The organism is Neokomagataea anthophila, assembly GCF_018122595.1.
GTDB lineage: Bacteria > Pseudomonadota > Alphaproteobacteria > Acetobacterales > Acetobacteraceae > Gluconobacter > Gluconobacter anthophilus.
In genome coordinates, this window is sequence record NZ_JAGRQH010000003.1 from 113,246 (window position 1) to 131,798 (window position 18,553).

The window sequence follows — 18,553 nt, forward strand, 5'->3', positions numbered from 1 at the left end:
TGCCTCCTGCCGGCAAAGAGATTCAAACCCTAGAACGAACCGGATAGAGAGGGAGCGTCAGAGAAAAAATTCTTTGGCTCGGCCAGTTTTGTCAAATCTTCTAGTGGTAGATGTAACAGGTAAGGCTCTTCCCAGTGCGTATTGGGCTGAGGGTTTGTTAGGCTGGCAATAAGGTAATGGGCTGTTGTAAGGTGGCTCTGCCCTTGCCATTCGGTAAATCCTGACGGAACAACACGCGGATCCAGTGTGCAGTCGATATAGGCTACGCTGGCGTAATCCCGCCATGGGCGCCCCAGGCTGATATGCTGCACGGCGGGATCTGCTTGGGTTGAGCAGTTATGGAAGACATAGCCGCTTAAATGTTCTGGAAATGTTCTTCCTTGGGCCGTGATGGTAACGGTTGGGCGTGCTATGCCATGCAGAATGCAGTGCTCGAAATACGCACGAGCATCACCGAAAATAAAATCCACGGCACCGTCTATGACATCATCTTGGTAATATTGTCGGGCAGGGCTGCATGAACTGTGCAGATTGCATCCGTGGCTGCCCGCAAAGAGTGTGTCTTGATAGCTGACTAAATGCAGAGAAAGAAAAGATTGACGATCACCTGTGGCTGATAACGCGACGGCTTGTGCCCCTTGAGTAATATCCGGGTGATCATCGTGAAAACGGTTGGTAATTGTGAGGTTGCTGAGTGTGATCTTGTCTGCTTCTGCAAAAACAGTGGCGGAGTGTGATGTCCCGCCGGTTTGATCAGCACTTTGACTGCTTTCAATACGCACGTCAGCGGGGGTACTGCCTTCTCCCTGCACCTGTAAGCCGGGGGTGCTGATATGGATGACTTCATGGTACAGGCCCGGCGCGATGAGAATAGTCGCATTTTCGGGAGCCGCGTCTAGAGCATCTTGAATATGTGTGTAGGGCTGCCCGGCACCGACATGGAGTATCGGACTTGCACAGAATGCGAGCGGTACGCTGTGACACGACAAGAGCGCGATACCGAGCAGGGCAGCTTTATGCGTCATGAGGGTTCGTTAATGTGTTGGCAGGGGTAGGGGAACATTATTAATTGTGGCCACTCCATTATGCAGACCAATGTCCCATTCAGTGGTGTTGCCATTGGCGCGCCCCATTAGGCGAGCGATGGTGAGGGCCGTTGTAACGCGTGCAGGTGCTGTTTGCCGGAGTTGCCCCAGCAGGTCATCAACATTGGTCAGGCTGATATGTAGGTCCACAGTCGAGGCAAGGGGATTAGTGGCCGTTTGGACCGTGCCCGTCCCGGTGAGAGCATTGGTCCCATTCGTCGCATGGAGGCTGTTAATGGTGATGAACGGGGTGGAGGTATGGCTTTGGATACTCAGATCAGTGGTGAGTTGTGAAGGTATAAGGGTAGTGGTGGAATCTTTGACGCCTTCTAGTGCAATTTGCGCATGAATGTTCTTGTTACGTTCGCTTTCGGTGAGTGTTAGATCGTTGATGTTGATCGTGTGGTGCGCGTTGGTGATGAGCGTGTTGTGCCAATGTACGCTGAGTGAGCCATGTGGGGGTGGTAGATTAAGATGGCATGATGCGCTGGGCTTGCCTTGGACCAGGCTTAAAGCGGCAAAAGCTGTCGCTGCGTTGAGCGTTTCTAGCTCTGCGGAAGAAAAGGTATTGTCCGTGTCATTAACGCGCACGGGCCCTGTCGTGAGGGTAGCGCCGGTTCCTGTGAGAGAGGCATGGAGAGATGAGGCTGTAAAACCATGCGCGCTGCGTTGTGGAGCCTCCAAATGATACGTGAAGCATGTATCTGGTAAGGACGGCAGTGTTTCAGCATGAAGATGTGGCATGCCTATGGCTGCGGTTAAGCTTAAAGCGCTGCATAGAAGGGTAGCGGTATAGCGTGGCATAAGGGCTCACTTTTGCGGAGGTAATGTATCATTAGGATTATCTTAGGAATTGGGCTGTAGGAAGGCAGAAGAGTTTGTTTTGCCGATGAGGTCGTATGTCTGTTTCATTGCCGACGATGGCCGCAGTCCCGCAATATTTGTCGATTGTGAAGGATGAACAAAAATCCGTTCAACAATGGACCAAGACGAGCCCGCAAACACAGCAGACATTGCAAGCCTTTCAGAAAACAGCGGCGCAGATCACAACACCAGATCAGCTGTTGAAAAACTATCGCGCGCTCTCTGTTGTGTTGGGGGCCTATGGGATGTCCTCTTCTATGGGGCAGACCGCTTTATTGCGTCAGCTCATGACGCAAGACCCAACAGCGACGACCTCCCTTGCTTCACGAGGCGGAAATGCTGCTTGGAAAGCTTTTGCAAAAGATTTTTCAAATTGGAGTAGCTCTCCTTTAGCATCCTCTACAGTGCTCTCTAAAATATCTCAGAATTATCTAACGAATAGTTATGAAAACACGGTACAGACGCAAACGCCGGGCTTAGGGAACGCCTTGTATTTTACCCGTATGGTGACGAATGATACGAAGCTGGTGAATCTTATGGCAGATCCAAAGCTCCTTAAGGTTGCTGTCACTGTTGCGGGTTTTGACCCTACGCAATTTGGGGCTTTGGATTTTCCTGAGCAGCAGCGCCTTTTAGGGAGTAAGTTGGATTTAAAGCAGCTTGCTACGCCGCAGGGTGTTCAGAAGTTTGCTCAGCGTTATCTGGCTTTGTTGCAAATTCACCCGGAGAAAACATCTACCCCAGCGAGTATGTTGACCCTGTATGGCGCTAGTGGTGGGCAAAACGGAATTTTATCGCTGTTTGGGGTGGATGATGGGAATTCATCTACATCATCGTTGTATTCGGCATTGTTGTGAATGTCTCTTTGGCCCCGAGACTGAATTGACCAGCGTATGCCGGGAGCAGAGGAGACGCTGGGAAACGCCACAACACATTTCCCAGAGATAAAAATATTAACGTGTTCTGCTCCGCGCTGGGCGGAAGAGCTCGCTCAATTGTGCCATCATTGTACCCCCCAGTTGTTCGGCGGATGTGATGGTCACACTATCCCTGTAATAACGCGTGACGTCATGACCAATACCGATGGCCAGTAATTCTGTCCGCACGTCATTTTCAATATGGGCGATCACTGAGCGTAGATGCTCTTCCAGATAGTCATGTGGGTTGGCTGAGAAGGTGCTGTCATCCACGGGAGCACCATCTGAGATCACCATCAAGATACGGCGTTTTTCGGCACGGCGGCGTAAGCGCTGCCACGCCCAGAGGAGTGCTTCTCCGTCGATATTTTCTTTTAAGAGACCATCGCGCAACATAAGCCCCAGGTTTCGCCGGGCGCGACGCCATGGTGTGTCCGCGTCTTTGTAGATGATGTGGCGCAGATCATTCAGGCGGCCGGGCTGTGGTGGGCGGCCTTGGCGGATCCATGCTTCACGACTTTTACCGCCTTTCCACTGACGAGTGGTGAAGCCAAGCACTTCCACCTTCACACCACAGCGCTCCAACGTCCGTGCTAAAATGTCACCACAAATGGCGGCTGTGCCGATGGGGCGACCACGCATGGAACCAGAATTGTCAATCAAGAGTGTGACGACGGTGTCTTGGAACTCCATCTCTGTTTCGAATTTATATGACAGAGGGAGCGTAGGGTTCGTGACCACACGGGCAAGGCGCCCAGCGTCAATCATGCCCTCTTCTTGATCAAACTCCCAGCGGCGCTGTTGTTGTGCCATAAGGCGGCGTTGCAAGCGGTGCGCTAGGCGAGAAATCACACCTTGGAGTTGGACGAGTTGCTGATCCAGTTGCTGGCGAAGTCGGTCTAGCTCAGCAGGGTCACACAGATCGGATGCGCTGACTTCTTCATCATATTCTGTGGTGAAAGCGGTATACCGCGCGGGTGCAGTTGCACTTTCTGAAGCAGCTTCGTCTTTTGCTTGATCAGAGGGGCCTGCAGCTTCTTCTGCTCCGTTTTCAGGAGCATCCAGCATGTCAGATGTCTCAGCATCGCCATCATGGCCGCTCTCACCAGCGTCGTTGGAGGAGCTATCTTCTTCGTCTTCCTCCTGCATATCATCGCCTGATTCGGCGGCTTCACTTTGCTCTACGGGCGCGGCTTCGTCATCACTCTCGGGTGTGTCTTCAGTGGCATTGTCGTCAGAGCTGGTTTCGTCTTCTTCTTCAGCAGCATCTGTGAGTGAACATGCGCCTAAAAATCGTGTGCATGCTTGAGCAAAAGCGCGCTGGTCGTTTTGAGACGCCGCCATGTCGGCTAAGGCTTGGTGCGCTTTTGGGGAGAGATAATCGCGCCATGCCTCAAGGGCAGGCCCGGCTTCAGCAGGCGCTTTTTGGCCCGATATTGCTTCGCGTGCGAGAAGATTAAGTGCGACGGATGCTGGCATGTCTTCACGCTGCACCATGCGCGCACAACCATTATCCCGGCACTCTAGCGCCGTACGAAGGTTCAAATTCGCACGGACGCCATCCATATGGCGTGACCCATAAATCTCACACCGTGCTTGCTCAATGGCTTCAAATGCTGTGCGGGCTTCGGGTTCAGGTGGGTGAGTGGTGAGGTGGTCACGGTGGTGGCGCAGTCGTAGAGCGGCTGCATCAGCAGCCCCGCGGATACGATCGCGCTCCATGGTAGAGGGGGTAGAAGACAGGCCGGGAAGTTGGACTGTATCTACGCTGGCGTCTTTGTCCCGTCGTGGTGCCTTGGTGGACGAGGCATCCATGAAGTCAACATTTTGGTCAGGGGCGTTGCCCATGGCTCGTAAGGTCGCCACAGTTGCCCGGCGAAACTCTTCATCCGGGCTATGTGGGGCGGAACGGTTTGTGGCTGATTTCAGCGCAGACACAAGAGTTACTCCACGGGAGATGCGTTGAAGCAGCGTTGGTAATATTCGCTGACAATGCCGCGCTCGGCTTCATCACATTTGTTGAGGAAGGTGAGGCGGAACGCAAAAGCCAGATCGTTGAATAGGCGTTCATTTTCGGCCCATGCGATGACGCTACGGGGTGACATGACGGTTGAAATATCGCCAGCGGTGAAGCCCGCGCGCGTGAGGTTTGCAAGGGCTACCATACGTTCAACACGAGAAATGGCGTCACGATCATCACTCTGAATTTTCAGCTTGCCTGTAATGATGCTGACTTCTTGTTCCAACGGAAGGTAATTCAGGGTTGCGACGATGTTCCAGCGGTCCATCTGTGCTTGGTTGATTTGCTGCGTGCCGTGATACAGCCCTGTTGTATCCCCAAGGCCGACTGTATTGGCCGTGGCAAACAGGCGGAACGATGGGTGAGGGCGGATAACGCGGTTTTGGTCCAGAAGGGTTAAATGTCCTTCAGCTTCCAAGACGCGTTGAATAACGAACATGACGTCGGGGCGGCCTGCGTCATACTCATCAAAAATTAAGGCGCAAGGGTGCTGTAGGCACCATGGCAGCAGTCCCTCACGGAACTCGGTGACTTGCTTACCATCACGCAGGACGATGGCGTCTTTGCCGATCAGATCAATACGTGAGATGTGGCTGTCAAGATTGATGCGGACGCATGGCCAGTTGAGACGCGCGGCAATTTGCTCAATATGTGAGGACTTACCCGTGCCGTGAAAGCCTTGAACGAGAACGCGGCGATTATGTGCAAAGCCCGCGAGGACGGCGCGTGTTGTGTCCTCATCAAATTGATATGATTCATCAATTGTGGGGACGTGTTCGGTCCGAATTGAGTAAGCTGGGACTTGTATGTCTGTTGTGATGCCGAAGACTTCTGCGGAAGACACCAAGCGGTCCGGTTCACCGAGCACATGCGTTGGGATAGCGGTGTTTTCAGCGGTGGTGACGGTTTCCGGTGCGTCGATCGTCGCGAAATCATTCATGGTAGGTCGGACTCTCTGGAGGGAACGATAAAAGGATGATGCCGCTAAGATGGGTCAGAATGCCCCGCACTTCTAGTCGTAAACTTAGGAAATGGTTTCAGCTTCGCGTGTGAAGTGCGTTTTTAGAGCGGTATACGCGCTACCAATGGCTTTGAAATGTTCTTCGGCCTCTGGTGCTGGGTTTGTATCGGGGTGAAATTGTCGCGCCAATGTACGGTAACGGGTTTTGACCTCATCGAAGCTGATAGGCCATGTTAGGTTGAGGGTTGCGAGAGGTTGTTGAAGCTCTGGCGGTATAGTTTTCTGGGGCGGGGTGCGTGCCCGGTCTTTTGCTGATTGTGCACGTGAACGTCGGCTGGCACCCAGAATATCGAGCGGGTCCAGAATATCATCTTCATTGAACTCGGCCTTGTTTGCGGTGCCGCTGCCCAGTTTCCATGAGGGGCGCTGCCATGACGTATCCGCCCGAAGATGTGCTTCAATTTGGCCGGGGGTCATGCCACGATAAAAATCCCAGCGGGCATTATAGGCGCGTACATGCTCCAAACAGAACCAATAATAAGAGCGTAGTGCGTCCCGTCCGCGTGGTGCACGATAACCGGCAGGGGCATCACAGCCGGGGTGGTCGCACACTTGCTGTGGTGCGTCAGGGTCCGGATCAAAAGCTCTATGTTTGGTTGTTTTACGATTCATGGGATCTGATATGGGGAAAGGGTGCTGTAGGGTGCAAGCGGGTGTGTCGCTTTTATGACGAAGAGATATGCTGGTTTGAAGCTAATCCGCAGGGTTATTGAAGAGGAAAGCGTATAATCATGACACAAAATTTGTCCCGCCGGGAACGGATTATTGCGATTTTGACCCATGAACTGGCGCCTTCGGCTTTGGAAGTGCAGGATGATAGTGCGCGTCATGCAGGTCATGTAGGAGCTAAAGCTTTAGCAGATTCAGGCGTCCATGGTGAAACGCACTTCAATGTTGCTGTGACGAGTGCTCAGTTTGATGGGTTAAACCGTGTGGCCCGCCATCGCTTGGTACAGAATTTGCTGTCGGCTGAGTTTGAGACTGGCTTACATGCTTTGTCGTTGGTTTTGCATGGAGAGCAGGCATCATGATGCGCTTAACGTGCCGTGCTGTATTGATGGCTGCGATGTTGAGTATGGCGGGATGTGCAACGCATGGGCTGGATCGTCTAACGCCTGCCCAAAGGCATGATGCAGAGCGTGTTGAGGCATATCTCAATCATCTTCAGGGTATGACGGCACAATTCTCACAGCAAGGCCCGGATACGATGCGCGGGGCAGGGAGTTTTGCCTATATTCCGGGGCATTTACGTTTGAATTATATGCTACCGCACCCCATGCAGCTTATCGCGGGTGATGGGCATCTTGTATTGGATGATCCTGCGAGTGGGGCTGTGACGCATATATCTTTGCGGCGCAATCCGTTGGGTTTGTTGTTGCGTTATCCAGTGCGCTTCTCAGGTGATATTGAAGTCACGGATGTACACCATGAAGGCGCTGTTTTGGCTCTATCACTGGCAGAAGCAGATAATCCTTCGCAGGGGTTGCTAACGCTGGATTTTGTTGATCAAGCTGGCAGTTTATCTTTGATTGGTTTGCAGGGCGTTGATGCGCGGCAGCATAATTTTAGTGTTGCTCTGTCGTCTGTTGTCGAGAAAGCAACACCTGATCCATCTTTATTCAAACTTCCTGTGGAATAGACCCAAAACAGCCCGGCCATGCCATTTTAAGGGCGTGGTCGAGGTCTTGCATCGTGATGTCGGGAGAGAAGCGTTTTAGGCTTGTGACGCCAAACTCCCGAATGCCGCAGGGGACGATACCGTCAAAATCTTCCAATGCTGGGTCGAGGTTTATGGAAACCCCATGCCAACTGACCCAACGACTGATACGGATGCCTAATGCGGCAATTTTGGCTTCCTGTTGTGTAATAGGGTCGATTGTCCAAAGACCAATGCGCCCTTCGCGGGTGAAGGCCGTGACGCCGAGTAGGGCCAGTGAGGCTTTTAGCCATTGTTCGAGGGTGGCGACATAGGCTCTGAGGTCGCGTGGTGGTACGATGCCGTTCTGCTGTGTGAGATCAAGCATAATATAGACAAGTCGTTGACCCGGACCATGATAGGTCCACTGTCCGCCGCGTCCGGCATCATATGTTGGGAAGTTGTGTGGGTTATAGAGATCTTCTGCGCGTGCAGATGTTCCGGCAGTGAAAATTGGCGGATGTTCTACCATCCAGACCATTGGGGTGTCTGTTTGGGCGTGGATGTTGCGGGTGCGTGTCTCCATTAAGGTCATTGCGTCTGGGTATGGTGTGAGCCCCTTAGACGTTTTCCATAAAATTTCAGAAGTTTTTTGCATTTCTGTTGTTGCTCTCGTGTCTATGTTCGGCTATAGCCCCTCTCACCGGACGGTCATGCACTAAGCAGGGTCGTTTGTCACGGGGCGGCCGTGGCGGAATGGTAGACGCGCAAGCTTGAGGTGCTTGTGGGGGATAACCCCGTGGAAGTTCGAGTCTTCTCGGCCGCACCATCACTCTTTCCATTGAGTGATGAAAAAAATCAAAATCAAAATTTAGTGTCTTTTCCCCGAAAGGGGAGCATTATTCTCTGTCCTAGTATTGCCAGAGTTCTCTTGCACTATTATGCCAATTAGAGATGGCCTCCGCGTTATTTGTTGTAGCGTGCGGGTGTTTTTTCTTTGGTTGACGTGCGAGGTTTTGTGATCAAGCCACTAAAAAAAGCAGTTCTTCCTGTAGCAGGTCTGGGAACGCGCTTTCTTCCAGCTACTAAAGCAATGCCCAAAGAGATGTTGCCGGTCGTTGATAAGCCGCTCATTCAATATGCTATTGATGAAGCACGTGCTGCAGGGATCGAAGAGTTTTGCCTTGTTACAGGTCGTGGTAAAGATAGTCTGATTGACTATTTCGATATTGCGTATGAACTTCAGGCTACTTTGAAAGAACGTGGCAAGATTTCTGCGCTTGAGGCGCTGGCACCAAGCAGCATGGAGCCAGGGTCGTTTGTGGCAGTTCGTCAGCAAGAGCCTTTGGGGCTGGGGCACGCTATTTGGTGTGCTCGCTCTTTCATCGGTGATGATCCTTTTGCCATTTTGTTGCCTGACGACATCGTTAAGAGCGAGAAGAGCTGCGTAGCGCAGTTGGTCGAAGCGTATAATCAAACTGGTGGCAATGTTGTTGCTGTTAGTGAAGTGCCGCGTGAGCAGACAAACCGCTATGGTATTCTGGATGTCGGCGCTGATGATGGTAGATTGGTTGAGGTGAAGGGCTTGGTTGAGAAACCAAAGCCAGAAGATGCACCATCTAACTTGTCCATTATTGGCCGTTATGTGCTGACGGCAGATGTAATGAAGCATCTTTCTAAGCTTGAGCGCGGCGCTGGCAATGAAGTGCAACTAACGGATGCTATGGCGAAAACAATTGGTGACGTTCCGTTCCACGGTTTGCGCTATGAAGGCACACGCTACGATTGTGGTGACAAGGCCGGTTTCTTAGAAGCGCAAATAGCGTTCTCTATTGAGCGTCCGGATCTTGGGGATGCTGTTAAAGAGTTCCTGAAGAAATATACCGCATAATATTTGGTCATATGATGATGAAAAAGGTGGTTTCCTCTTATTGGGAACCACCTTTTTCTTATTTGGGGGAAGATGTGGCTATGATCGGTAAAGTGTACCAGTCATTTTTAGAGCCGGGTCAAATGGTCAAACATCCGGATTACCCAGAATGGGGCTGGGGACAGGTCCAATCAGCTGTTGCTGAGCGTGTAACAGTGACGTTTGAGCATCAAGGCAAAGTCTTAATTGACGCAACGCGTGTGCATTTGGATGCTGTTGAACCCTAAAATTTTTTCCAGCGCTATGGCGTTTAGGCAGAGAGTAAGTCGTGCGTGTTTGGATGTTTTATGTCCACCATGCTGTGATCTGTGCGGCGCGGATGTAGGGGGTACGGGCGGGTTTTGTGCAGAGTGTTTTGCTAAAATACGCCCAATTATAAAGCCATTTTGTGAACGGTGCGGTGTTCCTTTGGCTGCTCAGAGTTTTGCGAATAAGAGCGGTATGTGCGTAGCATGTACCAGTGTGGCTCCGCCGTGGAACCGTACGCGAGCAGCATTTGTGTATGATGACTGGTCGCGCCAGCTTATTTTGCCCTTAAAATATGCGGATAGAACAGAAAATGCGCGCATTTTAGCGCGAGAGATGTGGCGTTCTGGCCAAGAGATTATACAGGATGCTGCGTTTTTGCTGCCCGTACCTATGTATAAACGAAAACTGCGTCAGAGACGGTATAATCAGGCTGCGCTTTTATCGCGGTTCCTGTCGAAAAAGAGCGGTGTGCCGTCCGTGCCCATGGCATTAAAGCGTATTCGGAATACGCAGCCTTTGGCCCGTTTAGGGAGCCGTGAGCGTGCTTTGGAAATAGAAGGCTCTATTGTGGTTTCACCGCGTTATGTGGAGCGGTTAAGGGGGCATCCCGTTGTTGTGATTGATGATGTGCTGACAACAGGTGCTACAGTAAGCGCCTGCACCCAGGCTTTGCTGTTGGCGGGGGTCAGTCGTGTTGATCTGTTGGTTGCGGCCCGGGCAGGAAACATGGAAGAAGATAGGCAGAATGTGACATAAGTGTTGAGAGATTATGCCTAAGATTGAAATTTATACGCAGCCTTACTGCCCGTTCTGTGTACAGGCAGTTGCTTTGTTGAATGCCAAGGGGGCGGCATTTCAGGAAATCAATGCTCCTCACGGAACGCCTGAGCGTGCAGAATCGATTGAGCGTTCAGGGCGGCGGACGGTGCCGCAAATTTTTGTAGATGGCCAAGCTCTTGGCGGGTGTGATGATTTGTTGGCGCTAGAGCGTTCAGGGCGTTTGGATGCTCTGTTAGGGCTGACGGCATGAGATTAATGCGCGCTTTTCGGGGAGTGTTGGCGGGTGCGCTGGCACTCCTTTCGGTTGAGGGGGGCGCATATGCTGCGTCTCCTGCGCCGACGCCTGTAGGGGTGGAGGGGCTGTGGCTGTCCCAAGATAAAGATGGGATTTTTGAGATAAAACCGTGCAGCGGTGGTTTGTGCGGTTGGCTCATAGGGTTGGATTATACGGATCACGTGCCGCGGGATGTGACGGGACGTTCTGAATGCCATCTGATGATGATGACCGATTTTGTGCCGTTAGATGAGCAAAAATGGCAAGGCCATATTTTGGACCCACGCACAGGGCATACTTATCAGGCACGTATTTGGAATGAGGGAACTCAGGTCCTCAAGTTAAGAGGCTTTGTTTTAGGGGTGCCCTTATTGGGGGAGACGCAAACATGGACGCGCTATGAGGGGCCTGCTGTAGACACAGAATGTCATATGGCAAAAATGTCTCAATAATATATAATTTTTTAAAATTCAGTGCTTGTGCCATGATGTGGAAGCTTTGGCAGAGCTCATGATGAAAAGGAGCACAGTTCTCTATGCGTAACCCTGTCTCTCGCCGCGAATTTGCGTTTGGTATTGCGGCTGGTACGGCTGCGATTGGTTTGACAGGTACTGTTTGTGCTGCCGATAACACGGCAACAGAAACAACGCCTGTTCCGCCACCACCGCCAAAACCGGTGTCAAAAACGATTTGTTTTGTTGGTGGTTATACCAAGCATGGGCCACCGGGTGGCGCAGGAAATGGGCAGGGGATTGCTGTCTTTGAGATGGACCGTGCTACGGGGGCATTGGTTCCTGTGACGACGTTCACAGACATTGCTAGTCCTTCTTTTATCACGCTTTCTGCTGATCATCGTTATTTGTATGCGCTGAGTGAAATCAGTGATTATGACAAAAACGGGAACGGCTCTCTTACGGCCTTTGAAGTGAACCAGCAGACGGGGTCTTTGCGTAAAATTAACAGCGTTAGTTCGTGTGGTTCTGTACCCGCTCATTTGAGTGTTCATCATTCAGGGCGCTACGTGTTGGTAGCGAATTATATGGGTGGTTCTGTTGCTGTTTTTCCGATTCGCCCGGATGGCTCCTTAGGAGCAGCTACGGATGTAGTGCATAATTCAGGCCCCCGTCAGCCTGATCGTGCTGCAGACAATCCACAGGGTAATTTTGCTGTCTCTGACCACTCAGGAGCGCACCCGCATATGATTCGGTCTGATCCGTCCGGCCGGTTTGTGCTGGTGGATGATGCCGGTCTGGATCGGGTGTATGTGTGGACGTTGAATTTAACGACAGGGAAATTAGAGCCAGCAAAAACCCCATATTACGATATGGAGCCCGGCTCAGCTCCGCGCCATTTTGAGTTCAATCATACAGGGCGGATTGTTTATAATCTGTGTGAACAAGACTCAAAAATTGTTGTTTCTACCTTTGATCCGGAAACAGGGTCTCTGAATAATATTCAGACGGTGAGCACGGTGACATCTCATTTCCGTGGTTCAACGTTGGCGGCAGAAATTCTAATTTCTGCGAGCGGTAAGTATGTTTACGCTTCTAACCGCTTGGGTGATTCTTTGGCTGTATTTGCCATTGGTGATGATGGTACGCTGACGCTGCAAGATGAGGTGTGGATGCATGCCGATTACGGGCGTGCGATGATGTTTGATCCATCAGGAACATTCTTGTTCTGCGCAAATCAGCGTTCTGATGCGGTGACAGCATTTAAAGTTGATAAAGATACTGGGCAATTGGCATTCACCAATCATTTCACGCCGATTGGTAGCCCAACGACGTTTGCGTTTATGGATACGAAAGTCTGATTGTATCAGCGGTCTAATGATGAAAAAGGCGCCCTGTTTGTGGCGCCTTTTTTTGTATTTAGTCCTTGGTGAAGATCGTGATGTAATTAATGCCTGTATCGCGCGTGGTACGCCATTTAGGAGGGATATAGGACATACCGGCGAGATCAGTCATGCGTAGGCCGGCATTGCGCCCCATGCGCGCTAATTCTTCGGGTTTAATGAATTTTTTCCAATCATGTGTGCCGATTGGGAGAAGGCGTAAGAGATATTCTGCGCCGAATTTGGCGAAAGCGTATGAGCGGGCTGTACGGTTGAGCGTGGAGACCGCAATCATCCCGCCGGGAAGCGTAAGATCAGCCAAAAGCTTTAGAAAGGCTTGTGGATCTGTGACGTGCTCAATGACTTCAAGGGCAGAAATAACATCAAATTTTTGTCCTTCTTCCACAAGGGTTTCGGCGCTGCCATTGCGGTAAGAAAGGGCAGCAGCACTCTCAGGTAAAGGGTGTTCTGTGAGGTGTGCTTTAGCGGCTTCGATGCCTGCGGTGCTGGCATCCAGGCCGAGAGTGTTAAAGCCGAGTTTTGCAAAAGCTTCACTAGCCAGACCCGCGCCACATCCGATGTCTAGAAGAGACAAGCATGCGCCACGTGCTGTTTGCAGTGGGGTGATACGTTCTGCGACCCATTCCGTGCGAAGGGGGTTCATGGCGTGGAGGGGGGCCATGGGGCCTCGGGGGTTCCACCAGTCATGGGCGAGCGCGCTAAAATGCGCAATTTCATCTTCTGAAACGGAGTACTGGGTGGGTTTTGAGGTAACTGTAGAGGAAAAATCGTTCTCAGAAGCCATGGGAATGATCCTTATTGGCCGAAGTCTGGCCGAGATTGGCTGGACGCAGCGGGACGAGAGAGGTATGTGGACCGGCGGGTTTGTTGAAGAAAACCATCTGGATTATTTCAGCATGTTCTTTCCGATGCCAGACCCGCGCGCGCAATGCCAGACCATGACCTGGAGTTCTGAACGCGATGTCCAAGACTGACACGCCTGTTTTCGTTTCTCATACTGATACGATGTCCCCCTCGATTAAAAGCGGCGAGGCGATGGGTAAACGCAAAACAATCGTCATGAAATTTGGCGGTACGTCAGTTGGCACTATTGAACGCATTCGTGTTGTGGCGGAGCGTGTGAAGGCTGAGGTTGAGCGCGGGCATCGGGTTGCTGTTGTCGTATCAGCTATGTCCGGCGTGACCAATCGTATGGTTGGTTATTGTGCCGAACTCGACACAATGGCAGATCCGCGTGAGTATGATGCAGTGGTTGCGTCAGGTGAGCAAGTGACAAGCGGTCTTGTCGCCATTGCTTTGCAAAAGATCGGCGTGCCTGCACGTTCTTTTCAAGGATGGCAAATTCCTCTCAAAACCGATGAGGCGCATGGTAAAGCATCCATCGAAGGGGTTGACGGTGCTGCGTTGGAGCACAGCCTGTCAGAGAATATTGTGCCCGTAATTGCTGGGTTCCAAGGTATCGGCCCGGATCATCGTATTGCGACGTTGGGGCGCGGTGGGTCTGACACTTCAGCGGTTGCTGTTGCTGCGGCTATTCGTGCAGATCGTTGCGATATTTATACCGATGTTGACGGTATTTATACGACAGACCCGCGCATTGTGCAGCGTGCGAAGCGTCTGGACCGTATTACCTATGAAGAAATGCTCGAATTGGCTTCCGTTGGAGCCAAGGTGTTGCAGACCCGTAGTGTTGGGCTTGCAATGCGTGAAAATGTACGTGTGCGTGTCCTCTCATCATTTGCGGAAACAGATGATGAGAGTGGATCGTTAGTGGTGAATGAGGACGAACTGATGGAAAAGGAACTCGTAGCGGGTATCGCTTACTCGCGTGATGAAGCGAAGATTTCGGTTCGTCGTATCCCTGACCGGCCTGGTATTGCAGCGGCAATTTTCGGCCCCCTCGCGGCGGCGAATATTAATGTTGATATGATTGTGCAGAGCATCGGTGCGGATAGCCTGAACAATATGACCTTTACGGTCGGCCTCAGCGATGAAGAGGCGGCGCGTGCCGTGCTTGAACAACAGCGCTCTGAAATTGAGTGGGGTGAAATTCAAGCATCGCGCAATGTAACAAAAATTAGTGTTGTTGGCGTTGGGATGCGTTCCAATGCTGGCCTTGCGGCAACAATGTTCCGCACGCTTGCGGAGCGTGGGATCAATGTTCAGGTCATTTCGACCAGCGAAATTAAAATCTCAGTTCTTATTGATGCAGAATATACAGAATTGGCCATGCGCGCATTGCACACGGCTTATGGACTGGACAAAAAAGAGGAACCTAAGACGTGAATGCCACAAGTAACGCCCGTGAGACGCTGCAAAAACTCTGGCAGCCCGGCTGCGATTTCTTAGGCAGTGATGTCGCCATTCTCGGCGGTGCGATGTCTTGGGTGAGTGAGCGCAACCTTGTTTCAGCAATTTCAAATGCGGGCGGTTTTGGTGTGATTGCGTGTGGCGCAATGACACCAGAGCGTCTTGAAGAAGAAATTGTTGCAACGCAGGCGCTGACGAAGCGTCCCTTCGGTGTGAACCTTATCACCATGCATCCTGACTTGGAGCGTCTGGTTGATGTGTGTTTGGCGCATGGGGTAACGCATATTATCTTAGCTGGTGGTGTGCCAAGCAGCGCTATTATCCGCCGTGTGCGCGATGGCGGGGCGCGTGCCGTTGGGTTTGCTCCGGCTTTGGCGCTGGGTAAGCGTTTGGTCAAAATGGGTATTGAAGCTCTGGTGATCGAAGGGTCTGAGGCTGGTGGACATATTGGTCCTGTCTCTTTGACGGTTCTGGCACAAGAAATTTTGCCGCATATGCGTGATGTTCCCGTGTTTGTTGCAGGCGGTTTGGGCCGTGGTGATGCGGTGGTGTCTTATCTGGAGCAGGGGGCTTCAGGTGCACAGTTGGGTACGCTTTTTGCTGCGTCTCAAGAGAGCATTGCTCATGAAAACTTCAAGAAATCATTCTTGCGCGCTAATGCGCGTGATGCTTTGACCTCTGTGCAGTTGGATGAGCAGTTCCCCGTTATTCCTGTACGTGGTTTGGCGAATGCTGGGACGCGTGAGTTCTTGAAGCATCAGGCTGAAGCGATTCGTGCTTTCCAAAGCGGTGAGAAGAGCAAAGAAGACGCACAGCTATCGATCGAGCATTTCTGGGCCGGTGCATTGCGCCGCGCAGTAGTTGATGGTGATGTTGAAAACGGTTCTGTGATGGCAGGTCAGTCAGTCGGTATGGTGAAGGAAATTCGCCCGGTTGCTGATATCATTGCGGGCTTGGTTGATCAGGCGGTTGAAGCGATTGAAAAACGCGAGCAACGTATCCACGTTTCTTAAGTCCGTTACCGTTTGATGTCCTCGGTTTGATAACCTTGTTTGAACAGGTTTATGCCCATGCCCACTCCCTCCTTTGATCGTATGCCGCTTCGTTCTGACCAGCCGAGTGTTGGTGCGGTGTTGCGTCATCGCCGTGAGGAGTTGGAGTGGCAAATCGAGGATGTGGCGCAGTGGCTGCGTATTCGGGCGCGGCTGCTGGTTGCGTTAGAGGCAGATGATTTTGCCTCGTTGCCTGGTGAAGCCTATGCTGTTGGTTTTGTGCGTGCTTATGCACAAGCGATGCAGCTTGATGCTGCGGATTTAGTGGCGCGTTTTCAGCGAGACTACCGGCGTGTTGCAGGTACGAAGACAGAGCTGGTTTTCCCTCAGGCTCAGGGGGAGCGAGGTCTCCCTGTTGGCTTGTTGATCGGGGCTGGGTTTGTCTTGGTCGCGATGGCTTATGCAGGGTGGTATCACTTCTCATCACATGATGAACCGATTGCAAAGCAGGTCCCTTCTTTGGCGGCATTGATGCCGAACTCGCCCCATTCTGTCATGACGTCACCGCAAGTTGCGTCCGTTATGCCCGGACAAGCCCCGGCAGAAGAAAAGCAGATGCTGGCTGCCGTGCCGCCTGCGCAAGGTGCGCAGCCGGCGCCAGTGGCGGTGCCCCCTGTGAATGAGGCATCGCCCGCCATGCATGAGAGTAATGCGCCAACGGCTGTGCAAGCTGCGCCTATACCAGAAAAGCCTGAAGAGGCCCCGTCTTCAGAGAGTGTTTCCTCGGAGAACACAGCGCCAGAAACATTGACGCCTGACCAAGAAAAAACGGATATAAAAGCGCCGTTAGCAGCAGTGAATACCGTTTCGGAAGGGCAAATTGCTGTGCATGCGATTGCGCCTGTTTGGGTACAAGTTACAGATCATACGGGGCATGTCCTAGTGTCACGTGTTTTGCCGCAGGGTGAAACGTGGGTTGGTGATGCGGCCGGCAGTCCTTATCGTGTGTCAGTAGGCAATGCTGGTGGCGTTGTGTTTATGACGCATGACGTGGTGAGTGCTCCTTTGGGGCGTAATGGGGCGGTGCGCCGTAATATATCCGTCACGACAGATGCGGTGCAGCAAGGTGCTTTTGGGCATGGTGCATTGCCTGTTGCCGCGCCAGAAGACAGTGGTGGAGATAAGGCTCTTCCAGTGGAAGCTGAGCCAGCATCGCATGGGCCTACAACGGTGAAAACGTCACATACAGCGCCGTTAGTGAAGAAGGCTCCCGTACACGAGCCGAGACAAGATGTGACAACAGATGAACTCAATGCGCGTCAACTAACGGGGCAATCACCGAGCGGTGATGCGTCATTAGGCCATTGATCTGGAATAAATCATCATCCGCCTCTAAAATGGCAGGACGATTAAAGACAACGCAGAACCTGACAGGCCCGGTCTGGTCCGGGCACGAAGAGGATTAACATGAGCAGCTACCGTCCGTATCAGTACATTGAGCGTCGTAAGTCGCGTCAGATCCACGTTGGTAAGGTTGCCGTGGGTGGTGATGCGCCGATTTCTGTACAGACGATGACCAATACGCTGACATCTGATGCACAAGCGACGATTGAACAAATTCGTCGTGCGGAGTTGGCGGGTGTCGATATTGTTCGTGTTTCGTGCCCAGATGAAGCCAGCACGGCCGCCTTGAAAGAGATCGTGCATGAAGTGAATGTGCCGATCGTTGCAGATATTCACTTCCACTATAAGCGTGCTCTTGAGGCTGCGCGGAATGGTGCGGCGTGTTTACGTATTAATCCGGGCAATATCGGTAGTGCCGAGCGTGTGCGTGAAGTGGTGAACGCAGCCCGTGAGCATAATTGTTCGATCCGTATTGGTGTGAATGCGGGCTCTTTGGAGCGTCATTTGCTGGAAAAATATGGTGAGCCTAACCCTGAAGCGCTGGTTGAGAGTGCGTTAGAGCACGCCAAAATCCTTCAGGATCATGACTTCCATGAGTTCAAGATCAGCGTTAAGGCGTCTGACGTGTTCATGGCGGTTGCTGCGTATCAGCAACTGGCAGATTGCTGTGACCATCCGTTGCATATTGGTATTACGGAAGCAGGCTCTAAGCGTGCAGGTACGGTGAAGTCTTCGATCGGCTTGGGTAATCTGCTCTGGGCTGGCGTAGGTGACACGATGCGTGTCTCTCTGTCCGCTGCGCCGGAAGAAGAAGTGTTGGTGGGCTGGGATATTTTGAAATCCCTTGGCCTGCGTCATCGTGGTGTAAAAATTATCTCATGCCCGTCTTGTGCGCGTCAGGGCTTTAATGTGGTTGAAACGGTGCAGACGCTGGAAGACCGTTTGCAGCATATTAAGACACCTTTGACGTTGTCGATTATCGGCTGTGTTGTGAACGGTCCGGGTGAAGCGTTGATGACGGATCTGGGTGTTACAGGCGGCGGTCAAGGCCGTCACATGGTGTACTCAGCCGGTAAGCAAGATCATACGATGCCCGCAAAAGATATGATTGAGCATATCGTTGAGCTGGTTGAGAACAAGGTTGCGGCTATTGAAGCCGGCAAGCTTGAAGCCACAACGGCTAAGCAGATGGACCCGGCGAGCGCATAATGGCTGG

General features: G+C 52.0%; 20 protein-coding genes and 1 tRNA gene. 14 read left to right on the plus strand and 7 right to left on the minus strand.

Annotated features, from left to right (window positions below; all coding sequences use genetic code 11):
* Positions 1–29: 29 nt before the first annotated feature.
* A complete protein-coding gene (locus KB213_RS05755; protein ID WP_211681176.1) occupies positions 30–1,025 on the minus strand; it encodes a pectinesterase family protein in 996 nt (331 codons plus the stop codon).
* A 9-nt stretch (positions 1,026–1,034) separates the two neighbouring features.
* Positions 1,035–1,889 carry a DUF2125 domain-containing protein gene (locus KB213_RS05760; protein ID WP_211681178.1) on the minus strand — a complete coding sequence of 285 codons (855 nt, stop codon included), beginning with the start codon at positions 1,887–1,889 and terminating at the stop codon, positions 1,035–1,037.
* Positions 1,890–1,984: 95 nt separating this feature from the next.
* On the opposite strand from KB213_RS05760, the gene KB213_RS05765 reads away from it, so the two are divergent.
* Positions 1,985–2,806 (plus strand): DUF1217 domain-containing protein, encoded by an 822-nt coding sequence (locus tag KB213_RS05765; RefSeq protein ID WP_211681180.1) that lies wholly within the window; start codon positions 1,985–1,987, stop codon positions 2,804–2,806.
* A gap of 96 nt (positions 2,807–2,902) precedes the next feature.
* Here the strand turns inward: KB213_RS05765 and KB213_RS05770 are convergent, their stop codons facing one another.
* The 3 genes from KB213_RS05770 to KB213_RS05780 form a co-directional block, all read right to left on the minus strand.
* Positions 2,903–4,804 (minus strand): cobaltochelatase CobT-related protein, encoded by a 1,902-nt coding sequence (locus KB213_RS05770; RefSeq protein WP_346266675.1) that lies wholly within the window; start codon positions 4,802–4,804, stop codon positions 2,903–2,905.
* Positions 4,805–4,809: 5 nt separating this feature from the next.
* Complete coding sequence (locus tag KB213_RS05775; protein ID WP_211681182.1) at positions 4,810–5,826, minus strand: AAA family ATPase; 1,017 nt, start codon at positions 5,824–5,826, stop codon at positions 4,810–4,812.
* Positions 5,827–5,910: 84 nt separating this feature from the next.
* Positions 5,911–6,519 carry a DnaJ domain-containing protein gene (locus tag KB213_RS05780; RefSeq protein WP_211681184.1) on the minus strand — a complete coding sequence of 203 codons (609 nt, stop codon included), beginning with the start codon at positions 6,517–6,519 and terminating at the stop codon, positions 5,911–5,913.
* 119 nt (positions 6,520–6,638) lie between these two features.
* Between KB213_RS05780 and KB213_RS05785 the strand changes: the two genes are divergently transcribed.
* Positions 6,639–6,938, plus strand: coding sequence for a BolA family protein (locus KB213_RS05785; RefSeq protein ID WP_211681186.1), 300 nt, complete (start codon positions 6,639–6,641; stop codon positions 6,936–6,938).
* A complete protein-coding gene (locus KB213_RS05790; RefSeq protein WP_249110292.1) occupies positions 6,935–7,546 on the plus strand; it encodes a LolA family protein in 612 nt (203 codons plus the stop codon). Before KB213_RS05785 ends, KB213_RS05790 begins: the two co-directional genes overlap by 4 nt.
* Here the strand turns inward: KB213_RS05790 and lipB are convergent.
* The gene (gene lipB, locus KB213_RS05795; RefSeq protein ID WP_211681188.1) at positions 7,527–8,201 is read right to left on the minus strand and encodes a lipoyl(octanoyl) transferase LipB; all 675 of its coding nucleotides are present in this window, start codon (positions 8,199–8,201) and stop codon (positions 7,527–7,529) included. The two genes, KB213_RS05790 and lipB, sit on opposite strands and share 20 nt — an antisense overlap.
* Positions 8,202–8,285: 84 nt before the next feature.
* Between lipB and KB213_RS05800 the strand changes: the two genes are divergently transcribed.
* From KB213_RS05800 to KB213_RS05830, 7 genes are all read left to right on the plus strand, one after another.
* Positions 8,286–8,372 (plus strand) — tRNA-Leu (locus tag KB213_RS05800).
* 189 nt (positions 8,373–8,561) lie between these two features.
* Complete coding sequence (gene galU, locus KB213_RS05805; RefSeq protein ID WP_211681190.1) at positions 8,562–9,434, plus strand: UTP--glucose-1-phosphate uridylyltransferase GalU; 873 nt, start codon at positions 8,562–8,564, stop codon at positions 9,432–9,434.
* Between the two features lie 80 nt (positions 9,435–9,514).
* A complete protein-coding gene (locus KB213_RS05810) occupies positions 9,515–9,700 on the plus strand; it encodes a DUF3553 domain-containing protein (RefSeq protein WP_211681192.1) in 186 nt (61 codons plus the stop codon).
* A gap of 16 nt (positions 9,701–9,716) precedes the next feature.
* Positions 9,717–10,478 carry a ComF family protein gene (locus KB213_RS05815; RefSeq protein WP_211681668.1) on the plus strand — a complete coding sequence of 254 codons (762 nt, stop codon included), beginning with the start codon at positions 9,717–9,719 and terminating at the stop codon, positions 10,476–10,478.
* Between the two features lie 13 nt (positions 10,479–10,491).
* Entirely contained in the window at positions 10,492–10,752 is a 261-nt protein-coding gene (gene grxC, locus KB213_RS05820) for a glutaredoxin 3 (protein WP_211681194.1), read from the plus strand.
* Complete coding sequence (locus tag KB213_RS05825) at positions 10,749–11,228, plus strand: DUF2147 domain-containing protein (RefSeq protein WP_249110294.1); 480 nt, start codon at positions 10,749–10,751, stop codon at positions 11,226–11,228. The genes grxC and KB213_RS05825 overlap by 4 nt, the downstream gene beginning before the upstream one ends.
* 83 nt (positions 11,229–11,311) lie before the next feature.
* Entirely contained in the window at positions 11,312–12,589 is a 1,278-nt protein-coding gene (locus KB213_RS05830; RefSeq protein ID WP_211681196.1) for a lactonase family protein, read from the plus strand.
* A 58-nt stretch (positions 12,590–12,647) separates the two neighbouring features.
* On the opposite strand, the gene ubiG is transcribed toward KB213_RS05830, so the two are convergent.
* Positions 12,648–13,415: a bifunctional 2-polyprenyl-6-hydroxyphenol methylase/3-demethylubiquinol 3-O-methyltransferase UbiG gene (gene ubiG, locus KB213_RS05835; protein ID WP_211681198.1), complete on the minus strand. Its 768-nt coding sequence runs from the start codon at positions 13,413–13,415 to the stop codon at positions 12,648–12,650.
* Positions 13,416–13,591: 176 nt separating this feature from the next.
* Between ubiG and KB213_RS05840 the strand changes: the two genes are divergently transcribed.
* From KB213_RS05840 to ispG, 4 genes are all read left to right on the plus strand, one after another.
* The gene (locus tag KB213_RS05840; RefSeq protein WP_211681200.1) at positions 13,592–14,917 is read left to right on the plus strand and encodes an aspartate kinase; all 1,326 of its coding nucleotides are present in this window, start codon (positions 13,592–13,594) and stop codon (positions 14,915–14,917) included.
* On the plus strand, positions 14,914–15,954 hold the full coding sequence (locus tag KB213_RS05845) for an NAD(P)H-dependent flavin oxidoreductase (protein WP_211681202.1): 1,041 nt from the start codon (positions 14,914–14,916) through the stop codon (positions 15,952–15,954). Before KB213_RS05840 ends, KB213_RS05845 begins: the two co-directional genes overlap by 4 nt.
* A gap of 57 nt (positions 15,955–16,011) precedes the next feature.
* The gene (locus KB213_RS05850) at positions 16,012–17,301 is read left to right on the plus strand and encodes a helix-turn-helix domain-containing protein (RefSeq protein WP_211681203.1); all 1,290 of its coding nucleotides are present in this window, start codon (positions 16,012–16,014) and stop codon (positions 17,299–17,301) included.
* A 99-nt stretch (positions 17,302–17,400) separates the two neighbouring features.
* A complete protein-coding gene (gene ispG / locus KB213_RS05855; RefSeq protein WP_211681205.1) occupies positions 17,401–18,546 on the plus strand; it encodes a flavodoxin-dependent (E)-4-hydroxy-3-methylbut-2-enyl-diphosphate synthase in 1,146 nt (381 codons plus the stop codon).
* Positions 18,547–18,553: the final 7 nt, after the last annotated feature.

Coding starts and splice junctions, on each gene's coding strand:
- KB213_RS05755 (WP_211681176.1), bottom strand. CDS start 1,025: ATGACGCATAAAGCTGCCCTGCTCGGTATCGCGCTCTTGTCGTGTCAC.
- KB213_RS05760 (WP_211681178.1), bottom strand. CDS start 1,889: ATGCCACGCTATACCGCTACCCTTCTATGCAGCGCTTTAAGCTTAACC.
- KB213_RS05765 (WP_211681180.1), top strand. CDS start 1,985: ATGTCTGTTTCATTGCCGACGATGGCCGCAGTCCCGCAATATTTGTCG.
- KB213_RS05775 (WP_211681182.1), bottom strand. CDS start 5,826: ATGAATGATTTCGCGACGATCGACGCACCGGAAACCGTCACCACCGCT.
- KB213_RS05780 (WP_211681184.1), bottom strand. CDS start 6,519: ATGAATCGTAAAACAACCAAACATAGAGCTTTTGATCCGGACCCTGAC.
- KB213_RS05785 (WP_211681186.1), top strand. CDS start 6,639: ATGACACAAAATTTGTCCCGCCGGGAACGGATTATTGCGATTTTGACC.
- KB213_RS05790 (WP_249110292.1), top strand. CDS start 6,935: ATGATGCGCTTAACGTGCCGTGCTGTATTGATGGCTGCGATGTTGAGT.
- lipB (WP_211681188.1), bottom strand. CDS start 8,201: ATGCAAAAAACTTCTGAAATTTTATGGAAAACGTCTAAGGGGCTCACA.
- KB213_RS05810 (WP_211681192.1), top strand. CDS start 9,515: ATGATCGGTAAAGTGTACCAGTCATTTTTAGAGCCGGGTCAAATGGTC.
- KB213_RS05815 (WP_211681668.1), top strand. CDS start 9,717: ATGGCGTTTAGGCAGAGAGTAAGTCGTGCGTGTTTGGATGTTTTATGT.
- grxC (WP_211681194.1), top strand. CDS start 10,492: ATGCCTAAGATTGAAATTTATACGCAGCCTTACTGCCCGTTCTGTGTA.
- KB213_RS05825 (WP_249110294.1), top strand. CDS start 10,749: ATGAGATTAATGCGCGCTTTTCGGGGAGTGTTGGCGGGTGCGCTGGCA.
- KB213_RS05830 (WP_211681196.1), top strand. CDS start 11,312: ATGCGTAACCCTGTCTCTCGCCGCGAATTTGCGTTTGGTATTGCGGCT.
- ubiG (WP_211681198.1), bottom strand. CDS start 13,415: ATGGCTTCTGAGAACGATTTTTCCTCTACAGTTACCTCAAAACCCACC.
- KB213_RS05840 (WP_211681200.1), top strand. CDS start 13,592: ATGTCCAAGACTGACACGCCTGTTTTCGTTTCTCATACTGATACGATG.
- KB213_RS05850 (WP_211681203.1), top strand. CDS start 16,012: ATGCCCACTCCCTCCTTTGATCGTATGCCGCTTCGTTCTGACCAGCCG.
- ispG (WP_211681205.1), top strand. CDS start 17,401: ATGAGCAGCTACCGTCCGTATCAGTACATTGAGCGTCGTAAGTCGCGT.